The sequence below is a fragment of the Pseudomonas sp. PME37.24/006 genome (assembly GCF_055556635.1).
The window spans coordinates 13,897-38,686 of sequence record NZ_JBVHNL010000001.1 but is presented as its reverse complement, the minus strand read 5'-3'; the positions used below and the strand labels follow the sequence as shown (position 1 = coordinate 38,686).

The 24,790-nt window shown below is 63.9% G+C and carries 24 protein-coding genes; 5 read left to right on the top strand and 19 right to left on the bottom strand.

The window, feature by feature from the left end; genetic code table 11:
- The first annotated feature begins 39 nt into the window (after positions 1 to 39).
- The 3 genes from ACZ3GY_RS00200 (at position 40) to trmA (ending at position 4,140) form a co-directional block, all read left to right on the top strand.
- Positions 40 to 1,278, top strand: coding sequence for an MFS transporter (locus ACZ3GY_RS00200; protein ID WP_463563411.1), 1,239 nt, complete (start codon positions 40 to 42; stop codon positions 1,276 to 1,278).
- Between the two features lie 263 nt (positions 1,279 to 1,541).
- The gene (locus tag ACZ3GY_RS00195; protein WP_463563410.1) at positions 1,542 to 2,831 is read left to right on the top strand and encodes an NCS2 family permease; all 1,290 of its coding nucleotides are present in this window, start codon (positions 1,542 to 1,544) and stop codon (positions 2,829 to 2,831) included.
- A 211-nt stretch (positions 2,832 to 3,042) separates the two neighbouring features.
- Positions 3,043 to 4,140, top strand: coding sequence for a tRNA (uridine(54)-C5)-methyltransferase TrmA (trmA, locus tag ACZ3GY_RS00190; RefSeq protein ID WP_465908516.1), 1,098 nt, complete (start codon positions 3,043 to 3,045; stop codon positions 4,138 to 4,140).
- A gap of 195 nt (positions 4,141 to 4,335) precedes the next feature.
- On the opposite strand, the gene ACZ3GY_RS00185 is transcribed toward trmA, so the two are convergent.
- Complete coding sequence (locus tag ACZ3GY_RS00185) at positions 4,336 to 7,740, bottom strand: hypothetical protein (RefSeq protein ID WP_465908515.1); 3,405 nt, start codon at positions 7,738 to 7,740, stop codon at positions 4,336 to 4,338.
- A gap of 704 nt (positions 7,741 to 8,444) precedes the next feature.
- Here ACZ3GY_RS00185 and ACZ3GY_RS00180 point away from each other — a divergent pair.
- On the top strand, positions 8,445 to 10,175 hold the full coding sequence (locus ACZ3GY_RS00180) for an ATP-binding protein (RefSeq protein ID WP_463566184.1): 1,731 nt from the start codon (positions 8,445 to 8,447) through the stop codon (positions 10,173 to 10,175).
- Between the two features lie 72 nt (positions 10,176 to 10,247).
- On the opposite strand, the gene ACZ3GY_RS00175 is transcribed toward ACZ3GY_RS00180, so the two are convergent.
- The 13 genes from ACZ3GY_RS00175 to ACZ3GY_RS00115 all read right to left on the bottom strand — a co-directional run bounded on the left by ACZ3GY_RS00175 (position 10,248) and on the right by ACZ3GY_RS00115 (position 19,101).
- The gene (locus ACZ3GY_RS00175) at positions 10,248 to 11,303 is read right to left on the bottom strand and encodes an EscU/YscU/HrcU family type III secretion system export apparatus switch protein (RefSeq protein ID WP_465908514.1); all 1,056 of its coding nucleotides are present in this window, start codon (positions 11,301 to 11,303) and stop codon (positions 10,248 to 10,250) included.
- Positions 11,303 to 12,121, bottom strand: coding sequence for a type III secretion system export apparatus subunit SctT (sctT, locus tag ACZ3GY_RS00170; RefSeq protein ID WP_465908512.1), 819 nt, complete (start codon positions 12,119 to 12,121; stop codon positions 11,303 to 11,305). Before sctT ends, ACZ3GY_RS00175 begins: the two co-directional genes overlap by 1 nt.
- A gap of 3 nt (positions 12,122 to 12,124) precedes the next feature.
- Positions 12,125 to 12,394, bottom strand: a complete 270-nt coding sequence (locus ACZ3GY_RS00165; RefSeq protein ID WP_042556779.1) for an EscS/YscS/HrcS family type III secretion system export apparatus protein — start codon at positions 12,392 to 12,394, stop codon at positions 12,125 to 12,127.
- Positions 12,395 to 12,397: 3 nt separating this feature from the next.
- On the bottom strand, positions 12,398 to 13,057 hold the full coding sequence (sctR, locus tag ACZ3GY_RS00160) for a type III secretion system export apparatus subunit SctR (RefSeq protein ID WP_042556778.1): 660 nt from the start codon (positions 13,055 to 13,057) through the stop codon (positions 12,398 to 12,400).
- On the bottom strand, positions 13,054 to 14,064 hold the full coding sequence (gene sctQ / locus ACZ3GY_RS00155) for a type III secretion system cytoplasmic ring protein SctQ (RefSeq protein WP_465908511.1): 1,011 nt from the start codon (positions 14,062 to 14,064) through the stop codon (positions 13,054 to 13,056). Before sctQ ends, sctR begins: the two co-directional genes overlap by 4 nt.
- A complete protein-coding gene (locus ACZ3GY_RS00150; RefSeq protein ID WP_465908509.1) occupies positions 14,061 to 14,540 on the bottom strand; it encodes a hypothetical protein in 480 nt (159 codons plus the stop codon). The genes sctQ and ACZ3GY_RS00150 overlap by 4 nt, the downstream gene beginning before the upstream one ends.
- The gene (locus ACZ3GY_RS00145; protein ID WP_465908508.1) at positions 14,537 to 15,859 is read right to left on the bottom strand and encodes a FliI/YscN family ATPase; all 1,323 of its coding nucleotides are present in this window, start codon (positions 15,857 to 15,859) and stop codon (positions 14,537 to 14,539) included. The genes ACZ3GY_RS00150 and ACZ3GY_RS00145 overlap by 4 nt, the downstream gene beginning before the upstream one ends.
- Positions 15,856 to 16,440 carry a type III secretion system stator protein SctL gene (gene sctL / locus ACZ3GY_RS00140; RefSeq protein ID WP_465908507.1) on the bottom strand — a complete coding sequence of 195 codons (585 nt, stop codon included), beginning with the start codon at positions 16,438 to 16,440 and terminating at the stop codon, positions 15,856 to 15,858. The genes ACZ3GY_RS00145 and sctL overlap by 4 nt, the downstream gene beginning before the upstream one ends.
- On the bottom strand, positions 16,437 to 17,063 hold the full coding sequence (locus ACZ3GY_RS00135) for a type III secretion protein (RefSeq protein WP_465908506.1): 627 nt from the start codon (positions 17,061 to 17,063) through the stop codon (positions 16,437 to 16,439). The genes sctL and ACZ3GY_RS00135 overlap by 4 nt, the downstream gene beginning before the upstream one ends.
- On the bottom strand, positions 17,060 to 17,839 hold the full coding sequence (gene sctJ / locus ACZ3GY_RS00130; protein WP_465908504.1) for a type III secretion system inner membrane ring lipoprotein SctJ: 780 nt from the start codon (positions 17,837 to 17,839) through the stop codon (positions 17,060 to 17,062). Before sctJ ends, ACZ3GY_RS00135 begins: the two co-directional genes overlap by 4 nt.
- Before the next feature lie 2 nt (positions 17,840 to 17,841).
- Positions 17,842 to 18,162, bottom strand: coding sequence for a hypothetical protein (locus ACZ3GY_RS00125; protein WP_463565985.1), 321 nt, complete (start codon positions 18,160 to 18,162; stop codon positions 17,842 to 17,844).
- 102 nt (positions 18,163 to 18,264) lie between these two features.
- Complete coding sequence (locus tag ACZ3GY_RS00120; RefSeq protein ID WP_463563397.1) at positions 18,265 to 18,468, bottom strand: hypothetical protein; 204 nt, start codon at positions 18,466 to 18,468, stop codon at positions 18,265 to 18,267.
- A gap of 39 nt (positions 18,469 to 18,507) precedes the next feature.
- Positions 18,508 to 19,101: a type III secretion protein gene (locus tag ACZ3GY_RS00115; RefSeq protein ID WP_463563396.1), complete on the bottom strand. Its 594-nt coding sequence runs from the start codon at positions 19,099 to 19,101 to the stop codon at positions 18,508 to 18,510.
- 144 nt (positions 19,102 to 19,245) lie between these two features.
- On the opposite strand from ACZ3GY_RS00115, the gene ACZ3GY_RS00110 reads away from it, so the two are divergent.
- Positions 19,246 to 20,055, top strand: a complete 810-nt coding sequence (locus ACZ3GY_RS00110; RefSeq protein ID WP_465908503.1) for a tetratricopeptide repeat protein — start codon at positions 19,246 to 19,248, stop codon at positions 20,053 to 20,055.
- A gap of 14 nt (positions 20,056 to 20,069) precedes the next feature.
- Here ACZ3GY_RS00110 and ACZ3GY_RS00105 read toward each other — a convergent pair whose 3' ends face one another.
- The 5 genes from ACZ3GY_RS00105 to ACZ3GY_RS00085 are packed head-to-tail and all read right to left on the bottom strand — an operon-like array spanning position 20,070 to position 24,598.
- Entirely contained in the window at positions 20,070 to 20,468 is a 399-nt protein-coding gene (locus ACZ3GY_RS00105) for a hypothetical protein (RefSeq protein WP_465908501.1), read from the bottom strand.
- A gap of 14 nt (positions 20,469 to 20,482) precedes the next feature.
- Complete coding sequence (locus ACZ3GY_RS00100; protein ID WP_465909203.1) at positions 20,483 to 21,727, bottom strand: type II and III secretion system protein family protein; 1,245 nt, start codon at positions 21,725 to 21,727, stop codon at positions 20,483 to 20,485.
- Positions 21,728 to 21,756: 29 nt separating this feature from the next.
- Complete coding sequence (gene sctV / locus ACZ3GY_RS00095; RefSeq protein ID WP_465908500.1) at positions 21,757 to 23,892, bottom strand: type III secretion system export apparatus subunit SctV; 2,136 nt, start codon at positions 23,890 to 23,892, stop codon at positions 21,757 to 21,759.
- Positions 23,889 to 24,230: a type III secretion apparatus assembly chaperone SctY gene (gene sctY / locus ACZ3GY_RS00090; RefSeq protein ID WP_465908499.1), complete on the bottom strand. Its 342-nt coding sequence runs from the start codon at positions 24,228 to 24,230 to the stop codon at positions 23,889 to 23,891. Before sctY ends, sctV begins: the two co-directional genes overlap by 4 nt.
- Positions 24,227 to 24,598 (bottom strand): hypothetical protein, encoded by a 372-nt coding sequence (locus tag ACZ3GY_RS00085; protein WP_463563391.1) that lies wholly within the window; start codon positions 24,596 to 24,598, stop codon positions 24,227 to 24,229. The genes sctY and ACZ3GY_RS00085 overlap by 4 nt, the downstream gene beginning before the upstream one ends.
- Positions 24,599 to 24,790: the final 192 nt, after the last annotated feature.

The following is a 24,790-nucleotide window of genomic DNA, read 5'->3' as shown; positions in this document are numbered from 1 at the left end:
CTAACCTGAGCGGCCGTCGTTAGCCGCCTAAGTATTCCAATGTCCGTTCATGGTCAGTTGCTGCTGCGTCACCACACGCCCTTCATTCGCTTCTGGCTGGCGCGGGTATTCACCGCCAGCGGCTTTCAGATGCTCACCGTGGCCATCGGCTGGCAGATGTACAGCCTCACCGGCAACGTGCTCGACCTGGGCCTGGTCGGCCTGGTGGAGTTTCTGCCAAAGATCCTCTTCATCCTGCTGACCGGCCACGTCGCCGACCGCTTCGACCGCCGCAAGGTCGCGGCGCTGTGCCAGTGCGGCCAGGCCGTGGTCGCCATCACGCTGCTGATCGGTACCAGCACCAGCAGCCTGACCCGCGAGATGATTTTCATCATCGCCTTCATGATGGGTACGGCACGGGCCTTCGAGATGCCCACCACCCAGGCGCTGCTGCCTAATATCGTGCCGCCGGGCCTGTTCCCTGCCGCGGTGGCCGCATCCAGTTCAGCGATGCAGACTGCCACTATCGTGTCTCCCGCCCTCGGCGGCGTATTGTTTGCAGTGGCGCCAGCCTGGGTATATGGGCCCGCACTGGTGTTGTACCTGATCGCCATGAGCCTGATGCTCAGCCTGCCATCGCAACAGAAACCGCTGAAACAGAAAATCTCGGTGGAGTCCCTGCTGGCGGGTTTTCGCTTTATTCGCAGCCGCCCGGAAGTGCTCGGCGCCATTTCCATGGACATGTTCGCCGTGCTGCTCGGCGGCGCCACCGCGTTGCTGCCGGTGTTCGCCAAGGACATCCTGCTCACCGGCCCCTGGGGCCTTGGTCTGCTGCGTTCGGCGCCGGCAGTGGGTGCGCTGCTGATGTCGATCTACCTGGCGCGCCACCCCATCGAGCGGCGAGTCGGCCCGGTGATTCTCAGCTCGGTGGCGATCTTCGGCGTGGCAACAATCGGTTTCGGCCTTTCCACCTCGCTGTGGTTCAGCCTGGCGACGCTGGTACTGCTCGGCGCGGCAGACATGGTCAGCATGGTGATCCGTGGCGCCTTCGTGCAACTGCAAACACCAGACGAAATGCGTGGCCGGGTCGGCGCGGTGAACGGGCTGTTCATCGGCGCGTCCAACCAACTCGGCGACTTCCGCGCAGGCGTCAGCGCCGCCTGGCTGGGCACCGTACCGGCGGTACTGATGGGCGGCGTTGGCGCCATCGCCATCAGCGTGCTGTGGATCAAGCTGTTCCCGGCGCTTTCCACCCGTGACCATATGCACACGCCATTGGTGGAGAGAGAGAAAACCTAGGGCCATTACGCGGCAGCGCTTGCCCGCTCGACGCGCAGTGAATATTGCGCACGCCGGCTGACAGTGGCTTATCGCACCAAGAATGCGCGCTGGCGGCTGCACCGGACAATAATTGAAAGCGCTCTATCCGACACGATGTTCACCGAGCCCAGACGAGCAGCTATGATGCCGCGCTTGCGCGGATCAGCGGGGCGGCTGGCACATGATGTGCTTTGCTTGCCCTCTGCCATTCACCACGCGTCGCTGCCATCGGGAGCCCCGGCATGCTGGAAAGACTGTTCCAACTCAACGCACACAACACCACGGTTCGTACCGAGATTCTCGCTGGGGTCACCACCTTCCTGACCATGGCCTACATCCTGTTCGTGAACCCGAGCATCCTCGGCGAGACGGGCATGGACAAGGGTGCGGTGTTCGTCGCCACCTGCCTGGCGGCCGCCTTCGGCTCCGCCGTCATGGGCCTGATCGCCAACTACCCAATCGCCCTGGCGCCGGGCATGGGCCTCAACGCCTTCTTCACCTATACCGTGGTGCTGGGCATGGGCCACACCTGGCAGGTCGCGCTGGGTGCGGTGTTCCTGTCGGCGTGCCTGTTCTTTCTGCTGTCGATCTTCAAGATCCGCGAATGGATCATCAACAGCATTCCGCTGGAGCTGCGCTCGGCCATCGCCGCCGGTATCGGCCTGTTCCTGGCGCTGATCGCCCTGCAGAACGCCGGTATCGTCGCCGCCAACCCGGCGACCATGGTCGGCCTCGGCGACCTGGGCGCGCCCGGTGCACTGCTGGCGATTCTCGGCTTCTTCCTGATCATCGGCTTGGAAGCGCTGCGCGTCACTGGCGCGGTACTGATCAGCATTCTGGTGGTCACCGGGCTGAGCATTCTGCTCGGGGTCAGCGAGTTCGGTGGCCTGATGTCGATGCCGCCCTCCCTGGCACCGACCTTCATGCAGCTGGATATCGCCGGCGCGCTGGACGTCGGTCTGATCAGCGTGATCTTCGCCTTCCTGTTCGTCGACCTGTTCGACAACTCCGGCACCCTGATCGCCGTGGCCAAGAAAGCCGGGCTGATGCGCAAGGACGGTCACCTGCCGAAGATGGGCCGAGCGCTGATCGCCGACAGCACCGCCGCCCTGGGCGGCTCGCTGCTGGGCACCTCGACCACCACCAGCTACATCGAGTCGGCGGCTGGCGTCAGCGCTGGCGGACGCACCGGGCTGACCGCCATCGTGGTCGCCATCCTGTTCCTGTTCGCCCTATTTTTCGCCCCGCTGGCCGGCAGCGTGCCAGCCTTCGCCACGGCACCGGCGCTGCTGTTCGTTGCCGTGCTGATGGCCTCGGGTATGGCCGAGATCGAATGGAGCGACATCACCGTGGCAGCCCCTGTGGTGGTCACCGCCCTGGCGATGCCGCTGACCTACTCGATCGCTACCGGTATCGCCTTCGGCTTCATCACCTGGGTCGCCGCCAAGACATTGGCCGGGCGCTTCCGAGAGCTGAACGGGATGTTGATTGCGCTGGCCATCTTCTGCGTGATCAAGCTGGCATTGTTCTGAGATTTCGCCTCCGATCAGGCATTCGCTCATCGGTGGGCTGAAGCCCACCCTACGCCGCATCCTAGGCAATCCACCTGATCGTTCCCACGCTCTGCGTGGGAACGCCTCCCCGGACGCTCCGCGTCCCGCAGCGCAGATGATCGACGGGAACGGCACGCCGGCAGCGGAATCGCTACAATGGCGCCCCGTTTTCCTGCCGCACGAGTGACCGATGAGCCGTCCCGCATTCGACCCCGCCGCCTACGACGCCCAACTCGCCGAGAAGAAGGCCCGCCTGGTGGAGCTGCTGGCGCCGTTCGCCGCCCCGGAGCCCGAGGTGTTCGAGTCGCCACGCGAGTACTACCGCCTGCGTACCGAATTCCGCCTGTGGCGCGAAGCCGGCAGCGAGAATCGTCATTACGCGATGTTCGAAGCCGGCGACAAGCACAGCCCGATCTTCTTCGAAGACTTCCCCATCGCCAGCCTGCGCATCAATGCGCTGATGCCGCGCCTCAAGGCCGCCTGGCAGGCGAGCAACACGCTGGGCTTCAAGCTGTTTCAGGTGGAGTTCCTCACCACCCTGAATGGCGATGCGCTGATCACCCTGTGCTACCACCGCCCCCTGGATGACGCTTGGGAAGCCGCTGCCAAGGTGCTGGCCGAAGAGCTGGGCGTGAGCGTAGTCGGGCGCTCGCGGGGCAAGCGTATTGTCGTCGGCCGTCCTTATGTCGAGGAGCGCCTGGAAGTGGCTGGGCGTACCTTCCGCTATCGCCAGCCGGAGGGTGCCTTCACCCAGCCCAATGGCGAGGTGTGCCAGAAGATGCTCGGTTGGGCCTACGACGTACTCGGCGAGCGCGAAGACGATCTGCTGGAGCTGTACTGCGGCAACGGCAACTTCACCCTGCCGCTGGCCACTCGCGTGCGCAAGGTGCTGGCCACCGAGATCAGCAAGACCTCGGTCAATGCGGCGCTGGCCAACCTGGCCGACAACCAGATCGACAACGTCACCCTGGTGCGCCTTTCCGCCGAGGAATTGACCGAAGCGCTCAACGAGGTTCGCCCGTTCCGTCGCCTGGCCGAGATCGACCTGAAGAGCTACGACTTCAGCAGCGTGTTCGTCGACCCGCCCCGTGCCGGCATGGATACAGACACCTGCGAGCTGACCCGCCGCTTCGAGCGCATTCTGTACATCTCCTGCAACCCGGAGACCCTGGCGCAGAACATCGCCCAGTTGCACGACACCCACCGCATCGAACGCTGCGCGCTGTTCGACCAGTTCCCCTACACCCACCACATGGAATCAGGGGTACTGCTGGTACGTCGCGGTTAAGCCGGAAGCAGCCGGTGGATGCAGAGCTTTCTTTTTGTAGGAGGGGCTTTAGCCGCGAGCTTTTTATCAAGGCTAACAAAGAGCTCGCGGCTAAAGCCGCTCCCACAAAAGCAGCAGCGCTCTATGTCCGCTACCGCCTTGAAACAGCCATTTTAATGGCCCGTACGCTCTAGCGTGCGGGCCGTGAGCGCCTTATCAGCTCACCTGTTCCAACCACTTGTCCACATCTTTGCGGCTGATTTTCCCGTCGCTCTTGGTGTTGTTGGGGTGGAAGCGGATGGTGTCGAGGAATTCGAAGAACTCCTTGTTATCCATCAGGAACTGCACGGCCTCGATGTCTTCCTTGGAGTTGTCGAAGCGGTCGTCGCCCTTGAGCAGTTTGTTGAAGTCCTTGTCGCTGACGATATCGTCGCTGCCCTGCCACTGCTCCCAGTTGTCGACGATGCGGTCGATCTTGTCCTTGTTGTCGCGGTAGAACTCGGCGTCGAACTTGTCGCTGTGGGTGACCAGATCCTGCATGTTGTCGGTGAACCAGTCGTCGTCGATGCGCCCATCCTTCTCGACCTTCTCGGTGAATTCCTTGTAGTGCTCGGGCTGGGCCTCCCACACGGGGATGTCTTCGGGGTACCAGGCATCGAAGCGGTCTTCGTACTTGCCCTCGTAATAGTTGTACTCGTAGCCCATGTGCACCAGGTAGTTGAGCTTGTCGCCCCACTCCTTCTCGAGTACACCGTCGTTGCCCAGCTCGCGGAAGTAGTCGCGTACCTTCTCGACCGTCTCCTCGCTTTTCTTCAGGGCGACCACACCGCCGATGATGGCGCCGATGAAACCCAGTACCGCCCCCACACCGCCGGCAGCGGCGGCAACCACCCCGGCAACGGCCGCCGAACCGACGCCGATGGCTGCAGCCAGGCCGGCCCCGCCCATCACCAACCCCGCGGTGCCGCCAACCAGCTGCAGGCTCTTGGCGGCGAACTGTTCGGGCGTGCCACCTTCCTTGCGCAGCTTGTCGATGCCCATGCCGCCGAGTACCAGGTCGAGCACCCCACCCACCACGTCGGCAGCGCCGCCGATGGTCGACAGCGCACCACCCACCCAGCGCAGCCGATCGGCCTCGGGCACCTTGCTCAAATCCGGGTTCTTGTCGGTGATGTTGAGAAAGCTGGTGCGCGCCGCGTCACGCTGCTCCGGCGGCAGCTGTTCGATCAAGTCCTCGACTGCCGGCCGTGATTTGCGGGTGGTGTCATCGAACTCCTTCCAGAAACTGTCGGCGGTGAATTTCTCGCCCATGTCGAGCTGGGGCAGCTCCTTGAGGTTGTCGAGCTTCTGCTGCCTTTCCTTGAGTTCGATGGCGTCGGTTTCCGACACGTCCCTGGGTTTGAAGTGCTTGTCCCAGACGGTTTCCTTGAGGCTCTTGCCCAACCCCAGCGTATCGGCAATGCTCGGCTTGCCCGGGCTGCTCGGGGTGCGGAACAGCTCTTCATAGGCCCCGGTGACCATGGTGGCCATCGGCGAGATCATGCTGATGGTGGTCACGAAGTTCTTCGCCGCCTCGATGCGCTCGGCCGGCGTTTCGCCGAAGTTCAGCCCGCCATCGGAGAGCTTGTAGATCCCGGCGACCATCGAGATCAACCCGGCGCCGGAACTCAGTACCCCGGTCTTGCCTAGCTTGCCCAATACCCCGGCGACACCGTCGCGCTCGGCCAGGGGGACTTTCGCCACCGCCTTTTCGATCTTCTCGGCGGTGATGGCACCGGAATTCCCCGAGGGGTCGTTGATGCTCGCCTTGGCGCTGTCCTTGAGCAGTTGGGTCAGCGGCTCCCGGGAGTTTTCCGCGGCGGTGACCAGCTTCTGCTCCTCGGCATTCAGCTCGGGCTTGGCCTGGCCCTTTTCCTTGCCGCCGCCGAAGTAGTAGTTGTAGATGTCGGTACCGCGCTTGGTACCCAGCACCGAGGTCATCATGGTGGTCAGCAGCGTGGAGACCATGTCGGTGGTGGCCTTGTCGACGTTCTCCTCGCCGACGCCTTCGACACCATCCTTGTAAAGCTCGTTGAGCTGGTCGATGGGAATGCCGAACTTGAACTCGGTGTCGATCTGCGCCGCCAGCTCCGAATCGAGCAGGCTGAGTGACTGCATGTCGGCGGCGTAACGTGCCGCCGCGCCTTCGGGGTTGTCCTTCTCCAGCGCCTCGAGCGCCTTCTTGTACTCGGGGTCGCGCAGGGTCTCGGCCAGCTTGTCCTTGAAGCCGTCCTTGTCCTCGACCTTGTCGATCGCCTCCTTGAGAAAACGATCGTTGTCGGCGGCGATGTCCTCATCGGTCATCAATGCCAGCAGTTCCTCGCCGAGCTTGCCCTCGTCCACTAGCCCGCGCATTTCGGCCGGGTTCATCTCCTTGGGATCTTTGCCATAGCTGGTGGTGGTGCTGTTGAAGGCGCCGTTGGTGGTGCTGTAGGGCAGGTACTGGAAGCCGCCGCTGAGCATCGCCCGGGCTTCGAGCAGGCGCAGGTACTTGGCTTCCTTGGAGTCGGACGGCTTGTCCTTGTAGGCCTCCTTGAGATTGTCGTAATACAGCTCGCCAACGGTCTTGGCCTTGCCGTCCTTCTTCTCGCTGGTTTCGGCGAGCATCAAGTCGGTTTCCTTGGCGGGCGGCAGGTCGCGATCCTCGAATGCCTTGTCGACGGCGCCTTGCTGCTTCTCGGTCTGCACCCCGCTGAGGTTGGCAAAATGCTCCGGCGTGAGACTCTCGATGACGATGAACTTGCCACGCCGCGGCGTTTCCACGGCAAGCACGCCCGGCGCCAGGGTCTCCACCTTGGTGCCATCGGTGACCACCGGGATGTCATCCCGGGCACTCATCACCTTGTAGCCGTCGTCCTCGATCTTGCTCTCGATCTTGTCGCGGGTCTCGGCCAGCTCCTTGACCTTCTTGTAGGCTTCCGGCGATACCTCCTTGGAGACTGCGTACTTGCTACCATCGGCAGTGGTGAACAGGGCCGTATCGTTCTCGCCATAGGACAAGCTGTTGTCGACGGTCAGCTGGAAGCCATGGACGGGGTGATACACCGCCGCGCTCATATCCATGTAGCCGTCTTCGATGAAACGCAGATCACCCAGCTCGGGAATCTGCTCGGCCGAGGTGACCACCTCGAACCCGTAGGCTTCGCGTTTGCCAAGCCAGAGCTCATGCTCTTCGGACAGTTCTTTCTCGGTCCAGGCCGGTGGCCCGGCGACGTCACCGGCATCCAGTTTTTCCTTGGCCACCTGGTGCAGCCGCGGGTTCACGCCGGCGTGCACCAGTACCTGATCACCATTTTTCATGGTCACCAGCAGCAGGTCATCCCAGAGCATCAGGCGATGGCCGGTGGAGGACAACCACTCGCTCTCGACGTTGACGATGTCCTCTTCCTTCCACTGGTGATTGCTCTCGGCCAGCGGCGGCTTACCGTCCAGGTAGGGGCCGCGGTACTCCTTGTAGGCCTCGATGCCTTCCTTGTCGAGCTGACCGCCCTTGCTCTGAGCCTCACGCAGCTTGTCATCGAAGTCAGTGTCGCCGGTCTCTCCAGTTACGCGTTTTGGGGTTGTTGTATCGATAGTGCTCATGGGTGTCTGCGCTCCGGCTTAATAAGCGGACAAGGTCGCAAAACGGGATGGCGAGCCTTGTGCAAAAGAGAGTGCCTGTGGCACTTGTTGAACGGCGCAGACCTGTACATGACGACTCGCCAATTAACGAGAACGAGAACTGCGCACGCAAAAAGGCATGACCTGCTGCTCCCTCATTCAAGCAATCGTCACATTGATGTAACAACCTGATCGCAACGGATTTCGCAGCTTTTCACAGCACCACATGACCCTTAACAGGATGCGGGGGTGGCGCTGAACGGACTGTCAGGAGTATCGCGACATGCCAGCTTATTCGTGCTCGACCGACCTCACCGCGAACGGATTTCCGAACGCGTTTTTGGCCGCTATCCGATTTCCCGAACGCACATTCCTTGGTGAACCGTACGGGCCATTCACAATCAATCAGTTAGCGATCATCCAGTCACGCCCGGGCGCGGCACGTTAATTGCGATGTGTACCCCTGCCTCTGATCGACACCGCTTTGTAGCGATGCGGTGATAAACAAAAACAAACGACGTTTGGGGGGATTTCTTCTTGCCTATTCAAACTGCCGTACTGGCACGTTTCGTCAGCACCCGTCTCACCGGGCCGCCACACGAGCCGAACCCGAGCATGACTGGGTGCGCTCACGCGCAGCCGTCGCCAGTGCGTACAACAACCATAATCCTTGAGGGACTATAGGCATGTATTCGACCACTCTCGGCACCACCACGCCGACCGAGACGCCTTATGACCATGCACCATTCAGCAGCGAAGGCGCCTTGCGGTTCGGGGCCTTCATCCTCTACCCACGCCAGCATCTGTTACTGAAGAACGGCGAACCCGTCAGCCTGGGTAGCCGCGCGCTGGACTTGCTCATTGCGATGGCCTCGCGCTCGGGTGAGCTGCTGGAAAAATCCGAACTGATCGCCTGTGCATGGCCCAAGGTCATCGTCGAAGAGTGCAACCTGCGCGCGCAGATCGTCGCCCTGCGCCGGGTGCTCGGTGAGGATGAAAGTGGCTTCGAATACATCGTCACCGTTCCCGGCCGCGGCTATCGTTTCGTGGCCCGTACCGAGCCCTACGAGGCCTCCAGTGAGCCAGCAGTTGCGGAGCGCTTACAGTCGCTACCCAGCCTGATCAGCCGACCACTGGGCCGCGATGCGGTGCTGCAGCGACTGAGCGAGCAACTGTTGCAGACTCGCCTGATCTCCCTGGTCGGCCCCGGCGGTATCGGTAAGAGCACCGTCGCTCTGGCGCTGGGCAACCAGTTGGCCGGCGAGATGCCCCACGGCACCTGCTTCGTCGACCTCAGTGAAATCGATGACGACAGCCGCATCCCTCACGCCCTGGCCGAAGCGCTGGGCCTGCAGGCGGGCAGCGACCCCCTGCGTGACGTGATGCAATACCTGCAGCAACGCCGCCAGTTGCTGATTCTGGATAACTGCGAACAGGCTCTGGATGGCACCGCTCTGGTGGTGGAAACCCTGCTCAAGTGGACCCCTGACTGCGCCATTCTCACCACCAGCCGCGAGCCATTGCGCACCGCGGGCGAACAGGTCGAACGCCTGCTGCCACTGCAATTGCCGGCGGCCTGTGAGCATCCGAACAGCGAGCAGGCGCTGGCCTACCCGGCCATCGAACTGTTCGTCGAACGGGTGCAGGCCAGTGACACCGCCTTCACCCTCAACGACGGCAACGTGGCAGACGTGATCAGCATCTGCCGCAAGCTCGACGGCATCCCTCTGGACATCGAAATCGCCGCGACCCGCGCCAGCGCCTTCGGTCTGGCACAACTTGCCGAGCTGCTGGACGGCGAGTTTCGCCTGCAAATGGAGGGTCGCCGTACCGCGCCGCCACGCCATCGTTCGCTGCGTGCCACATTGGACTGGTCGTACCAGACGCTGGCACCCGCCGAGCAGGCGATGCTGCGACTGGTGGCGATTTTCAACGGCACCTTCACCCTCAATGCAGTGCGCGCCATAGTCGAAGGCGACGAACTGCTATCGGGCGATCCGCTGCCGCTGATCGAAAGCCTGGTGGATAAGTCCCTGTTGATCGCTCACCGCGACGACACCCTGAAGTTCTACCAGATGCCCAAAACCGAGCGTCTATACGCCCTGGAAAAACTCGACCAGACCGGCAATACTCAACGGATCGTCGCCCGCCACGCCGCCTATGCGCTGGCCGTGGTGAAGAAAGCCGCGAATCAGCTGGAAACCGTGGTGCCGGAAGCCTGGAAGAGCCTCTACGGCGCGGAAAGCGACACTATCCGCTCGGCACTGACCTGGGCCTGCTCCACCGACGGCAACCAGTCGCTAGGCCTGGAACTGACGCTGGCGGCACTCGGCCTTGGCCCTTATCGAGATCGCTCGTCGCGCCCGCGAGTCGAGCAGGCGCACTATCAGGCTCCACTGCGCCAGCAGGTACGCTGAGCGGCAAAAGATCGGGACATCGCGGATGGACGGCGGCCACTGCGACAGATCCTGACAGCCCGACAGCGATTGCTAGATCAGCCGCGCCGCGACCAGCGCATCGGCCACCGGCTGAAACGTGTTGGCCGGAATCGGCTCGCCTTTCACTGCACGCTTGGCAATATCGGCAGCCAGTTTGGCATCGGCACTGCGCGGCACGCCCAGGCTCACTGACTGCGCCAGCAAGGCTTTCGCGTCCTGCGCCGAGGCGATGCATACCAACACCGGCACCGGGGTCTCGCCGCGTACGTAGCGGACGCCGACCAGCCAGCCGTCTTCGCTGCCGATCATCAACGTGGCATGGGCGATGCCTACCTTGCGGCTGCTCAGGGCCTGCATTTCGCGGCGCTGGCGCTGACGTTCGCGCTTGATCAGCGGATCACCGTCCATGTCCTTGCGCTCGCGTTTCTGCTCGCTGCGGGTCATGCGCATTTCACGCTGGAACAGCCAGCGCTGCAGCAGCACGTCGACGATACCGATCACCAGATAGGTGACGATAACCGTGGCCACCAGCGGCTTGAGCAGCAGGAAGAACACCGATTCGATGCACCCGGCACCACAGCGCGACGACTCCATCAGCGCCTGCAGGGCGATACGCCCAACCACGTAGAAGGCGACCGACAGCACCAGCACCTTGAACAGGCTCTTGAGAAACTCGATGAAATTGCGCATCGAGAAGATGCGTTTGGCACCCTCGACCGGATTGATCCGGGCAATGTCTGGTTTTATTGACTCACCGGAGAACAGCATGCCGCGCATCGTGACGATATTGGTGAGAATCACGCACACTACGGTTACCCCGAGGATCGGCAGAGCGGTGCGCAGCAATACCTGTTGAGCACTCTCCAGCAGGCGCGGCCAAACCGTGGCAAAGGGTTCGACGTAGATGGTCGCGGCAAGGTCAAGCAAGCCCCGCACCCGCGACTCGGCGATGCCGGCGATAAAGGCTATGCACACTGTGCAGCCCAGCAGCACCACCGCCGACACCATGTCCTGGCTCTTCGAAACCTGGCCCTTCTGGCGGGCCTCGCGCAGTTTCTTGTCGGAGGCCGGCTGGGATTTTTCCTCGCTGCCGCTGTTGCCCGCCACTAGGACTCACCTGCGCCAGACAGCGTCTTGAGCACCTCGACGGTGCCGCGAAACTCGGCCAGTTGTTCGAGCATCAGCGGGATCAGGAAGCCGCAGTAAAGCACCATCAGGAAGGTGAAGATCAGGTTCTTCACCGATAGTGAGAGGTCGAAGATATTCATCTGCGGTGCCATGCGCGACAAGTAGGCAAGCATCATGTCGACGACCAGCAGGGCAATGATCAGCGGCGCCACCATCAGCACGCCGATGCGCATCACCTGGTCGAGAATCGCCAACACCGCTTCCAGCGCCGAACTGGCGATCACCGGGGTGAACGCGGTGACGGGCCATAGCTGGTAGCTGTGATAGAAGCCGTCGACCATCAGAATGAAGCCGCCGGACATGAAAAACAGAGTAATCAGCATCACGCTGAGCAGAGTCGCGGTGACCCCGGCCTCGCCGGCCCCGGACGGGTCGACCAGTTGCGCCATGGTCGAGCCGCGCTGCAGATCGACCAACTCGCCCGCCACCTCAGCGGCCCAGAACGGAATACCGAAGAGCAGCCCCACGGTCACCCCGATGAGGAATTCCTTGACCATCAGACCGGCGAGAAAAAAGCTGCCGTAATCCTCCAGCGCGGTCAGCGCGGAGAAGGCAGGCAGGAACATCGGCGCGGAGATCGCTACCGCCACGCAACTGCGGATCATCCCGGTCAGCCCCAGGCGATTGAACGCAGGGGTGATGAATACCAGGCCCAGCGCCCGACATACCGCCAGGGCCGCCGCACTGATCACCGGGTAAGCGATCTCGGCGATGCCCAGGCCGATGTCGGCATCCATGCCCTAGCGTGTCCAGGCGGGGAAATTGTCCAGCACGTGGCTCGCCAGCGCCGCCACCTGGGTCGCCAGCAACGGGCCGATCAGCACCAGCACCAGCAGCACCGCCACCAGCTTCACCGCCTGCGGCAGGGTTTGATCCTGGATCTGCGTCAGCGCCTGCAACAGCCCTACGCCCAGGCCGATGAGAATAGCCACGCCCAAGGCGGGCGCGCTAAGCAGCAGCACGGTCATCAGTGCCTGCTTCATCAACGAGAGAAATACATCCTGGCCCATGCTTCACCCTCCTCCGTAACTGAGGATCAGGCCGTGCATCAGCCGTGACCAGCCGCTGACGGCGACGAATAGAAAAATCTTCAGGGGTATCGAGATCAGTGTCGGTGACACCATCATCATGCCCATGGCCATCAGTACGTTGGCCACCAACAGGTCGATCACCAGAAACGGGATGTACAACAGGAAGCCAATTTCGAAGGCGCGGGTCAGCTCGGAGCTGACGAATGCCGGAATCAGCACCACCAGATCGTCGTCGCGCAGATCGGCGCGAGCCTCCTCTGACCATACGGTCTCGGTGGCCTGCACGAAGAAAGCCCGTTCGGACGGGTTGGCGAAGCGTGACAGGTGCGTCTGCAAGGGCGCATGCAGGGCGTCACCCAATTCGCGCAATTCCTCGGCGTTTTGCAGGCTGATCGAACGGCCCTCCACCTCGCGGTACATTTCGCCGATCAGCGGCGTGGTCACGTACACGGCGAGGATCAGGGCGATACCGTAGAGCACCAGGTTCGGCGGCGTCTGCTGCACGCCCAGGGCGTTACGAATCAGGAACAGCACCACGGAGATTTTCAGAAAGCCGGTCAGGGTCACCACCGCCAGGGGAATCAGACCGATCGTGGTAACGACCAGAATGATTTCCAGCAGGTTCGGTTGGTAATCCGTCATAGGCTGGCGAACCGGGTCAGGCGTACACCCAGACCATCACCGATGGCGACCAGCTCGCCGCGCCCTACGCAGCGCCCATTGACCATCAGCTCGACCTGTTCGGCCTCGATGACAGGCAGGGCCAGCACACTACCCTCGCCCAGTTCGCGCAGTTGCCCCAGCGGTAGCTCCAGGCTGCCGATCTGACAGATCACCGTCAGCGGTACATCGTCCAGTTGCGCATCATCGGCGTCGTGCCCCATGGGGTTCTCCGTATTCGGGTTGATCGGTTGCAAGGCTTCGAGCAGTTCCAGGCCGGACTGCTGGCGTTTGAAACGGGCCTGCCGGTGTCCATTGGCGAGCACCAGCAAACCATCGGCGCCTGGCGGACAATCGAGCATCAGCACATCGCCCGGCTGCAGGCTGCGCAGTTCGGCCAGGCTCAGGGTCTGCCAGCCTCGCTGCAGCGCCAGGCCCAGTTGCAACATCGGCAGCGCATGGCGCGCCGGCTGCAGGTGGCGCTCCAGCAAACCGGCCACCGCTTCGCCGGCAGCGGTGCTGAGGCCCAGGCCAAGAACGCCGAGCCGCGCACCCGCGATACTCAGTTGCAGGGTCAGCATGAAATCCCAGGGCTGCGGCTCGGCATCCAGTGTCAGCGCCTCGCCCAGTTCCTGTTCCAGAGGTGCAATCCAAGGCAACAGCGCCTGTTCGAGCAGCACGCTCTGCAGGGGCTGCGGCAGGCTGTGAAAATCACGTTGTAGATCGAGGGGCGCCAGCAGCCACTCGAGCAGGGGCGCATCCATATGCAGTTGCAGCGCTGCGGCGCCGAGCCGCGCAGGCAGCACGATGGCCGCGTCCAGTGCTGTGGGCTGGCCGCTGACGCTGACCTCGAGCCGCTCGCCGGCCACTTGTCCCTGCCAGGGCTGGCGGAGCCGCAACAGACGATTGTGCAGCGCCTGCCGGGCGACATCGAGCTGCGGCAGCAACGGTAGCAAAGACGCGGGCAGCGACGATTGATGGCAATTCATCGACGTGTGGCTCCATGGGAACGGTCTTCGGCAAGGCTTTCCTCGATCGCCTCAGCGGCCCGCTGCTGAGTGCGGTAATGGCGTTGCAGCAAGGGCTCCAGTGCCTCGCATTGCAGTTGACGACGCAACCAGAGCTGGTGAGCCTGATCACGATGGGCCTGCACTTCGGCCAGGTGCCGAGACGCCTCGCTGGCCTGCTCCGCCAGATGCCCGCGCTGCGCCTCCAGGGCGTCAAGCAGATCCAGGGCGTTGCGGTACTGCCCAACCGGCAGTGCGCCTTCGCTGAGCAGGGTCTGCAGTTGCCGGGCTTCCTGTTCGAGCAACGCCAGCGCCTCGCGAACCTCCGCTTGCGCTGCGGCCAGCCGCTGGGCCGCCTCCTGGCAACGCACGCGCCAGCTGGTCAGTTGCGCCTCGGCACGACGCTCGCGCAGGCGACGCAGATCGTCCAATTGCTGCACGGCGTGGGCGCTGCTCATGCCAGCACCTTGCGCAGCGCGCGCAGCGTGTCGTCGAGACTGCTAGGTTCGGCGGCATCCTGGCGCAGGAACTGTTCGATGGCAGCCTGCCGGGCGATGGCCTCGTCGGCCAGAGGATCGCTGCCGGGCACGTAGTCGCCCGTACGCACCAACAGTTCGATATCGGCATGCCGCGCCATCAGTGCACGCAGGTGAGCAGCGAGCTGCCGCTGCTCGGGCTCGACCACCCGATCCATCAGGCGACTACGGCTCTGCAGCACATCGATGGCCGGGAAATGGTTGCGCTGGGCCAACGCGGCACTGAGCACCAGATGGCCGTCGAGGATCGAGCGCACTTCCTCGGCCACCGGGTCGAGGGAGGCGTCACCTTCGGTGAGCACCGTATACAGCGCCGTGATGCTGCCCGTGGCCGAGGGCCCGGAGCGTTCCAGCAGGCGTGGCAGGGCGGAAAACAGTGACGGTGGATAACCACGGCGGGTCGGCGGTTCGCCGATGGCCAAGCCGATCTCGCGCTGGGCACGGGCGAAGCGGGTCAGGCTGTCGAGCAGCAACAGCACATGGCGGCCCTGATCACGGTGATACTCGGCGTGGGCGGTGGCCACCAGTGCGGCCTTGACCCGCTCGGTGGCCGGGCGATCCGAGGTAGCGACCACCGCGACGGTGCGTGCACGGGCTTCGGCGCCCAGATGCACGTCGAGCAGCTCGCGCACCTCACGCCCGCGCTCGCCGATCAGGCCGATGACGATCACCTGGGCCTCGCTGCGCCGCACGATGCTCGCCAGCAGCGACGACTTGCCCACGCCGGGCTCGCCGAAGATCCCCATGCGCTGACCGCGAGCCACTGTGAGCAGACCGTCGATGGCACGGATACCGAGCGGCATCGGCTGTTCGATCAATTGCCGGGAAAACGGCGCAGGCGGCTCGGCCTGTAACGGATAGCGCTGCAGGCCACTGGCCGGCGGGCCGCCATCGAGGCAGTCGCCCAGCGGCCCGATCACCCGGCCAAGCAGCGCGTCGCCCACCAGAACGCTCTGGTTCTCGCCCGTGGCGACGATCTCCGTGCGTGTCGACAGCCCCTCGAGAGAACCGACCGGGGACAGAATCGCCTCATCGCCGTCGAACCCCACCACCTCGGCAGTCAGCACGCGGCCACTGGCTGGATCGCTGAGACGGCACAGTTCGCCAATGCCAACGTCCGGTACGCTGGCCTGGATCAGGGTGCCGCGGATACTGCGGATGCGCCCGCGCAACGGCCGCGGTTGCGCATCGTCCAGGCGGGCGCTGAGGGTCGGCAACAGGTCGTTCAGGGGCGCATTCATGCGCCGCCCTCCAGCACGTCGGGCAACAGCGCCTGGCGCAAACTCTGCAGTTGGGTATGCAGATCCAGCTCGACGCTGGCCTGGGGGCTGCTCAGACGGGCATGGCCGGTGGAGAGACCATCATCCGCTTCCACCTGCAGGCGTTCGCCGAGATCGGCCAACTGTCCACGTACCGCGTCGAGCTGATCGGGACGAACCTGCAGGCGCAGCCGCTGCCCCTCGCGGAACGCCGACAATGCCCGGCGCGTGCACAGTGCCAGGCGCGTGCCGTCATCCAGTTCACCGATCACCTGGCGGGCGATGCCCAGGGCCAGATCGGTCATCTGCGCTTCCAGGCCGGCCAGATAGTCATCGACCTGCAGCGCCGTGCGTGCGAGCAGCTCCGCTGCCTCGCGTTGCCCCTCGGCACGCCCGGCCGCCAGGCCCTCGTCTCGTGCCTGATCACGCAGGCGCTGCAAGTCGTCGTGGGTTCTTTCGGCTTCCTCGCGGGCAGCCTGCAGAAAGGCGTAGCCGTCGATCCATTGCGCGGCTTGCTCGCCACGCAGGATGCGCTGGCCCGGCTTGCTGGGCAGGCCACTCATGCCGCGCCCCGCTCTTCTTGAGCGGTGAGGGCACTGGCCACCTGGCGTACCCGCTTGATGTCATCGCCGCTGCCTGTCGCCAGCGGCGCAGCCAGATCGAAGCGCAGGCGCAGCCAGGCCTGCAACGGGGCCGGCTGTGCGCCCAGCCAGGCATCCACGCAGCGCTGTCCATCCTGGTCGATGGCGGCGAGCAGCGCATCGCCCGCGATGATCGCCTGCTTGCCGACTGGCGGCTCGCGCCAGTTCACGGCCAGGTCGTAGACCTCATCACCAAGCTGCTCGCGCAACCTCTGCACCAGCGGCCCGCGAATCTCCCGAGCCAGGGAGGCAGCATGCTGGCAGGCACCGCAGGTCACAGCGAGGCGGGCGAAACGCTGCCGAGACAGGAGCACCACCGGCAGGTCGTCATCGGCGATCTCGCCGACGCTCGCCAGCGGTTCAAGCCCGTAGTAGGAAGCGAGCAAGCCGCCGATGCGCCCCGCGAACCGCGGCTGCCTGGCCAGATCGATCACTCGTTCACGGGGCACCGCGCCGAGCAATGCGGCCTCAAGGCAGTCTTCGGCGACGAATTGCATCGGTTGAGCCAGCAGCGCGCGCCAGGCGTCGCGCAACGCCTGGCTCATTCGCTTTCCCTCAGTACGTAGGTGCCCTGGCCCTGGCGTTCACGCCACAGATACCAGGCGAATGCCCCGGCCACGCCGAGCAGCAGGAGCAGCCCGGCAAAGAACAGGGTGCGTGCCCGCGACACGCTTTCATCGAGCATCCAGATACCCAGGAAGGAGCTCAGCGGCGGCCGGGCATCGTCACGCAGATTGCGCATCGCCGCCTTGATCGCGGTGACCGAAACGCCGTCGTAGTTGAGCCCCGAGATGCTGTTGGCGACCAGGGTCTTGATCTGCGGAATCAGTTGGTCGACATCGGTATCCGGCTCATAGCGGATCAGCACCGACGCCGATGAAGGCGAAATCACCCGCTTGAGCAGGTCGTTGTCGGGCAGCACCACGTGCACCCGCGCCGACAGCACGCCATCGATCTGCGAAACGGTGTGCGACAACTCCTCGCTGAGGGCGTAAACCATCTGCGCCCGTTCCTGCACCGGCGAAGACACCAGCCCGTTGTTCTTGAACACCTCGCCCATGTTGGAAAACTGCTGCTGCGGCAGGCCGGCCTCGTCGAGCAGGGCCACGGCATCGGAAAGCCGCTCCTGGGGCACGCTGACGGTGATGCGGCCATCCTCCTGCACCTGGCGCTGGGCGGCGATGCCCTCACGCAGCAATGCAGCGACCATGCTGTTGGCTTCACGCTCTCCCAGGTTGCTGTACAGCACCATGCCGTCACAGGCCTGCAGCAGCAGCGTCAGCATCAACAGCGCGACCAGCCGAAAGGGATGCCCGCGCATATTCACTGGCCCCTTAGCAGGGTGTTGGCAGAGCCGGAAATCTGCGTGGCGCCACGCACCACCATCTGGGTTTCGATGGAGTAATCGAAGACCCGGCTGAGGGAGCCGACCAGACGATCGATCTGCTGTTCGTTGACCTTGCCCGGCTCGACGCCAGCGCCCTTGTCTACTGGCGAGTTACTGACGTAGGGCGTGCGCTCCACGGCAGCAGCGTCGGAGAAACCCCGCGAGCGGTCGATGAAACCGTTGAGACGCTCCATCAGGTTTTCGCCGATCTGGTTAGGGCTGGCACCTTGCGGCATGCCCTTGGCCTGGCTGGCCATGTGCTCGAACAGGTTCTGCGATACCTGGGCGACGTCTTGGCCGGCGGCCGAAGGGGCCGCCGTGGCAACTGCTGCGCTGACTGTCATGGCCGATCCCCGTGGTTATTCTTCATCGTCCGCGGTGGCTTCCTTGAGGATCTCCTGAGCTCGCGGCATGATCAGGAACTGGCCGCCCAGAATGATCGCCTGGGTAATCATGCTATCGGTGAGTTCCTCCTCGGCCTGTGCGTTCTCCAGCGCCTGGTCGAACTCGGCCTCAGGGGTGTTCTCTACAGTGCTGTTGCCATCTACCGAACTGACTGCCATGGGATCTCTCCTTTCACCTGGATGTTGAAAAGCTACCTGCTATTCGTCCGCATCCTTGACCACCTGGATGCCGGCGCTACCGCGAAACACCCGCACCCCCCGTTCGCGAACCACTTCGGGTTCCGCTACCACCGGGCTCTGCAGTTGATCGATACGTTGCTGAACCAGCGCCATGTAGGGCGGCGGCCCGGAAATCAGCATGCCGTCCCCGTGGAAACTGCTGCGCAGGGACAGGTGCTTGCCTGCTACACCCAGCTCGTCCAGGGAGGTCTGCAGCTCGTCGAGCTGGAAACCGCTGGGTTCGAACTGGCGAATCTCGATCTCTTCCTCACTGTTCACGTGCAGCATGTTGCCGTCGAAAAACCAGGTCAGGCCGCTGTTGCCACACAGCGCGTCGAGAAACTCGCCAGCGCTGGAAGCACGTAGATTGCTCTGTGCGCGCCCCTTGACCCGGTTGGAAATTGCCATCGGCAGACCGAGGTTGCGCCCGAAGGCTTCCAGTGCACTGCGCAGATCCTGGTTGATCACCACGTAGGCGTAGGGCTGTTCGTACCACTGTGGCGTTGCCTCGGCGCGAGCCAGCCCCGCACTACCCGCCAGTAACAGCAGAGCCAGCGCCAGGCCGCGCCTCATGGAACCACTATCGGCGCAGGCAGGGCGGTGAAACAACCGCTGGCCGGCAACAATCACAAGATTTCGCAGCCGCTTCACATACCCCGCCGAAGATGGCTCTATAGAATGCCCAGCACGTGCCGGATCAACCCAGGAGCACCGCCTTTGCCGTCGATTTCCCCCCGCCACATTCTGCTGCTCGCCAGCTTCGCCCTGCTGGGCGCCTGCAGCAGCAACGCGCCCAGCAATGCGTCCGCGCCAGCGGGTGATGATGCCTACCAACGCCTGATGAAATTGGCCGGCGACGTCGAGGCGCGCGGTGACCGCGGTACCGCCGCGACGCTTTATCAGCGCGCCGCCGAACAGCCCGGCGCCGGTTTCGAGGCCTGGCAGCGGCTCGGTGCCGCTCGCCTGGCCGGTGGCAACCTGCCGGGTGCCGAACAGGCCTACCAGAAAGCCGTCTCCCTGGAGCCGGACAACCCTGTCGGCCTGCTGGGTCTGGGCACTGCACAACTGCGCCTGGGGTATCCGGAGCGCGCCCAGCCGTTGCTCGCCAGTGCTGCCGAGCAAATGCCGGACAACGTCCAGGCCTTCTCCCGGCTTGGCGCAGCCGAGGCGCAGCTGGGCAATATCGTCGCCATGCAGCATGCCTTCGCTACAGCCAACAAACTGACGCCCTCGGATCTCGATGCGCGCAGCAACCTGGCACTGGCCTACGCCCTCAACGGTGATAGTGCCAAGGCCTTGCGAGAAATCGATGGCGTCGACCGTGCATCCACCGCGCAACCGCGCCACCAGCGCGCCGCGCTGCTGGTTCAGGTGCTGGCCGGCGCCCAAGGTAAACCGGCCAGCGTGCAACTCGTCGGTGTCAGCACAGCCGAGCGTCAGTCGCTGATCGCCGAAGCGCAGCGTATCGCTGCCATCGCCGACCCCGCCGAACGCGCCCGAGCACTGGGCCTGAGCGCCAACAAATAGGCGCTGCCGGGGGCTCATCGCGCACCACCTGAGATAGCATTCTGCGCCGCCTGTTCCTGCCGACGGCGGCGCTTCTCCTCGGTCTCGAAGCCCTCCAGATACGACTGCGCCGCCCGGCCCACGGGCGCCGCCAGTGTCGGCCCGGTCTCGCGACCGCGCAGCACGTCACCACGGCGCTCAACCATGCGCAGCAGGTTGGCGTTATTGGCACAGCCAAGTGGCAGCGCCAGCACATCCTCTTCTGGTATCAGCTGGCCGTCGCCATCGTAGCGTCGGCACGCCTTGGGGATCAGCAGGCTGCGGCCTTCGGCATCGACCACCCGCTCGAAGCCAGTCTCGTAGGCCGGCGCTTTCAATTCGGTCTGACACGCAGCGAGCAGAAGACAGACGCCAGACAGACTTAAACGAATCACGGCAGCACTCCCGTTCATTGCAGATAGAACCCGAAGGCACTGCTTCGCGTTGGCGCCTGCGCATGCATGCCGTTGGCGCGATCGAGCGGCGTGAGCATGGCCTGGGTCTGCATCGGCTCGACCAGATAAGGCGTGATCAGGATCACCAGCTCGGTTTCGTTCTGCTGGAAGCGCTTGGAGCGGAACAGGTTGCCGAGGATCGGCATGTCACCGAGCAGTGGGACTTTCTCCAGATCCTGGGAGTTCTCTCGCTGGAACAGGCCGGCGATGGCGAAGGTCTGCCCGCTGCCCACCTCGACGCGGGTATCGGCGCGGCGCACGCGGAACGACGGCACGCGGAACCCGGACACTTCCAAGGTGCTGCCGCCCATCAGGCTGCTGACTTCCGGGCGCACCTGCAAACCGATGCGGTCGCCCGGCAGCACCGTCGGACTGAATAGCAGCGACACACCGTATGACTTGTATTCGATGCCGACCAAATCGCTGTTTACCGGCACCGGCACCGGCACTTCACCGCCTGCCAGAAAGCTCGCCGTTTCACCGGTCATGGCGGTGATGTTGGGCTCGGCGAGAATCTCCAGCACGCCGTTGCTCTGCAGCGCCTCGAGCACGGTGTCGATATTGAAATTGCTGCTGTCCAGGCCGGCGCTTATCAAGTTGGAGGCGCCACTCGCCGCTTCCGCTGCCAGGTTGCCGCCGGTGAGCAGGCCGAAGGAAAAGGTGCCGTTGTTGAATAAGGCATTCCAGCTCACGCCATAGCGCAGCAGTTCCTCGCGAGACACCTCGGCGAAACGCACGCGAATATTCACTTGCGCCGAACCCGGGTAGGTCGCGGTGTTCACCGCGCCCTGCCATTCCTGCCCGGTAGGGTCGAGCATGGCATTGAGATCCAGCGCCTCGCCGACGCTGCTGACCTGGCCGCTGGCCGCCAGGCGATTGCCCACGCCCTTCACTACGGCGCCGCTCTGTGGATAGCGACTGCGCAGCGCGCTGCTGATCGGCCGCCCATTGCTGCCGACATTGATCTGCAGCGAGGCTATCTCCCGTTCGTCGCTGCCCAGGGCCACCAGCGTGGTGTGCCCGGCACGCTTGCCAAACAGGTAGATGACGCCAGGCGAAACCACCTGCAGGTCGGCAACGCCCGGCTCGGCGACCATCACCGCATCCACGGGCTCGGCGAAACGCATGATGCGCCCCTCCCCCGTCGCCAGCTCGATGCTGCCCTCCCGCGGCGACTGCGCCACAGCCAGCAATGGCATGCAGCAGAGCAACAACAACAGCCCACGCATCATGTGGCACCTGCCAGAGCAGGTGCCGGTTGGCTTTTTTCCGCCCGCGCAGTAGCCGGCGTACCGATCACCTTGATCGCCTGCAGGCTGTATTCAGGAGCCAGTTCGGTAAAGGACAACACGGCCATCTCCAGTTCGTCACGCATGCACAGGCGCAGGATCCGGCGGCGTAACTCCGGGTGCACCACCAGGGTCGGTTTGACCTGTTCGGGAAGTTGCGCGCACTGCTGACGCAGCGCCTTGAGCAGACCGCGGGTGGCTTCCCGAGCGCGGATTTCGCCACGCCCGGTGTCTTGCTGACGCGCGGCCTCCAGCAGTTGAGCCTCCAGGGCCGAGCCCAGCACGAAGGCGGCGATCACCCGTTTTTCATCGGCATGCTGATGGCTGATCTGGCGCGCCAGCGCGGTACGCAGGTGGTCGCTGAAACGCCCGACATCACCCTCGCGACCGCCCCACTCGACCATCGCCTCAAGCAGCGCCCGGCGGTTGCGGATCGATACCCCCTCTGCCACCAGACGGCGAAGGGCATCGGCGATACGTTGCAAGGGCACCGCACGTAGGGCTTCCTTGACCAATTCGCCATGGCTCTCCTCCAGATGGGCGAGCAGCTGACGGGTTTCCTGAATACCGAGAAAGTCCCCGGCGTAACGGCGCAGGGTACGCGCCATCACATCACGGAGAATTTCGTCCGGGCGCAGATAGACGATGCCCGCATCGCTCAAGTCGGCCTGGTGCTCGCCGGCGATCCATACACCGGGGCGGCTGCTCAGCGGTGATGCGCGCTCCTCGCCCTGGATGTCGAGCAGTTGCAAGTGCACGGGATCGTCGCGCAGCAGCACCTGAGCAGGGTTCAACTCGCCCTGATCTACCGGCACGCCTTCCAGCTCGACGCGATAGCTGCCAGCCGGCGCAGCCATGTCGACCAGCACCGACGGCATCGGAAATTCGATGCCCAACTCGTTGTGCAGATCGTGGCAGAGCACCTCGAGGCGCTGCTTGAAGGGCTGCAGGGGCACCGCTTCGGCCAGCGCCGGGCCGAGGGACAGCAGCACCCGAGAATCCGCGGCGGCTGATCCCTCGGCTTCGCTTTCCGCCTCAGCCTCGACAGCAGTCTCCTCGATCACCTCGGGCAGCGTCATTTCGGCCTCCAGCTCACGGTTCTGGCGCCGCCGCAGCATCCAGGCGCACAGACCGAGCACCGCTGACAAACCGACAAACACGGCGGCTGGAAAACCGGGAATAAAAGCCACCGCGAGCAGAATCAATGCCGTGATCGTCAGTGCACGCTGACTATTGCCCATCTGGCGGATGATCTCGGTACCCAGGTCGACCTGCTCAGCCTCGTTGTTGACCCGGGTGACCACGGTACCGGCCGCGACGGCGATCAGAAGCGCAGGAATTTGCGAAATCAGGCCATCGCCGACGGTGAGCAGCGAGTAGGTGTGGCCCGCGTCGGCGAACGACATACCGCGTGACAGCATGCCAATCAGCAGTCCGCCGATCAGGTTGACAAAAAGAATGATCAGGCCGGCGATGGCATCGCCTTTGACGAACTTCATCGAACCGTCCATGGCGCCGAACAGCTGGCTCTCGCGCTGCAGGTCGGAGCGCCGACGACGGGCCTCGTTGGCGTCGATGTCGCCGTTACGCAAGTCGTTGTCGATGCTCATCTGCTTGCCGGGCATGGCATCCAGGCTGAAGCGTGCGGCCACCTCGGCAACCCGCTCGGCCCCCTTGGTGATCACCACGAACTGCGCCACGGTGATGATCAGAAAGATCACCAGCCCCACCACCACCTCGCCGGCGATGACGAACTTGCCGAAGGCTTCGATGATGTGTCCTGCATCGGCGTGCAGCAGGATCAGCCGTGTGGTACTGATCGACAGGGCCAGGCGAAACAGCGTGCTGAGCAGAATCAGTGCCGGCAGTGCCGACAACTCCAATGGCTTTCTGATGTAGAAGGCCACCACCAGCACCAGAATGCTCAGGGCGATGCTGATACCGATCAGGGTATCGACCAGGTAGGTCGGCAGCGGGATGATCATCATCACGATGGCCATCATCATAAAGGCGATGACCACCACCTCGGTGCGCTGCGCGGCCATGCCCGCCAGGGCGCTGAGGCGCGCCATCATGCTTCACGCTCCTGGCGCAGTTGCCGGTAGCGGGCGAAACAGCCGCGTGCCTCGGCGTGCTGGCCGGTGCTCCACAGGGCACGGCTGCGCAGCAGCAGCCAGGCCGCCGACTCGCCCTGCAGCGCATGCAGACGATCCAGGGTACGCAACGCCCGCTCGCCATCGCCGAGGGCGGTGAAGGCGGCAGCCAGGCGGGCCAGCAACACCTGGTCGTCCGGGTTCAGTTGTACGGCCAGCAGCAACAGCACCAGCGCGCGCTGCCCCTGACCAACCCGCAGATAGAGATCGCCCAGGCCTTGCAACAGCTTGGCGGCATCATGATCGTCGCGCTGCATCATTCCCCCGTCTCGGTTTCGACCCGTTGCCGATCCAGAGCCTGACGGGTGTCGAGCTCTTCGCGGACGAGGGCCATGGCCAGCGTTCTGGTTTCGCCGTCGAGCGGCAGCGTCGGCAAGATGCGTTCGAGAATGTCTTCTAGAATTTCCGCGGGCCGTGAACCGGCGAACAGACCAGGCTCCACACCAGCAGCCAGCTCCAGCGCCTGCAGGTCATCCTGTACCGATGGCAGTGGCGGCGTGCGCGGCAGGCTGGGCTCACGAGGAGCTGGTGAAGGCTTTATCGATGTAGGTAGCAGATCAGCCGTTCGGTTACTGGCCTGCGAAGCTGAATCGACATGGGCCAGTGGAGCGCGTGAATCGATCTTCATGCTGAGGGTGTGCTCCTATTCCAGCACGAGACGCGTTGCCGCGAGAAACCTCGCCAGGCTAGGCGGAGGACGCCGGTAATGGTTATTCCCTTGCCAAGTCCGCCAACGACGCATGGCGAGGTTTCCCGCGCAACCCGAAGGGCCGGGCCCGTTTTGCCGCGATGCTGCGTTTCTCGCCGGCTCATTTGGGCA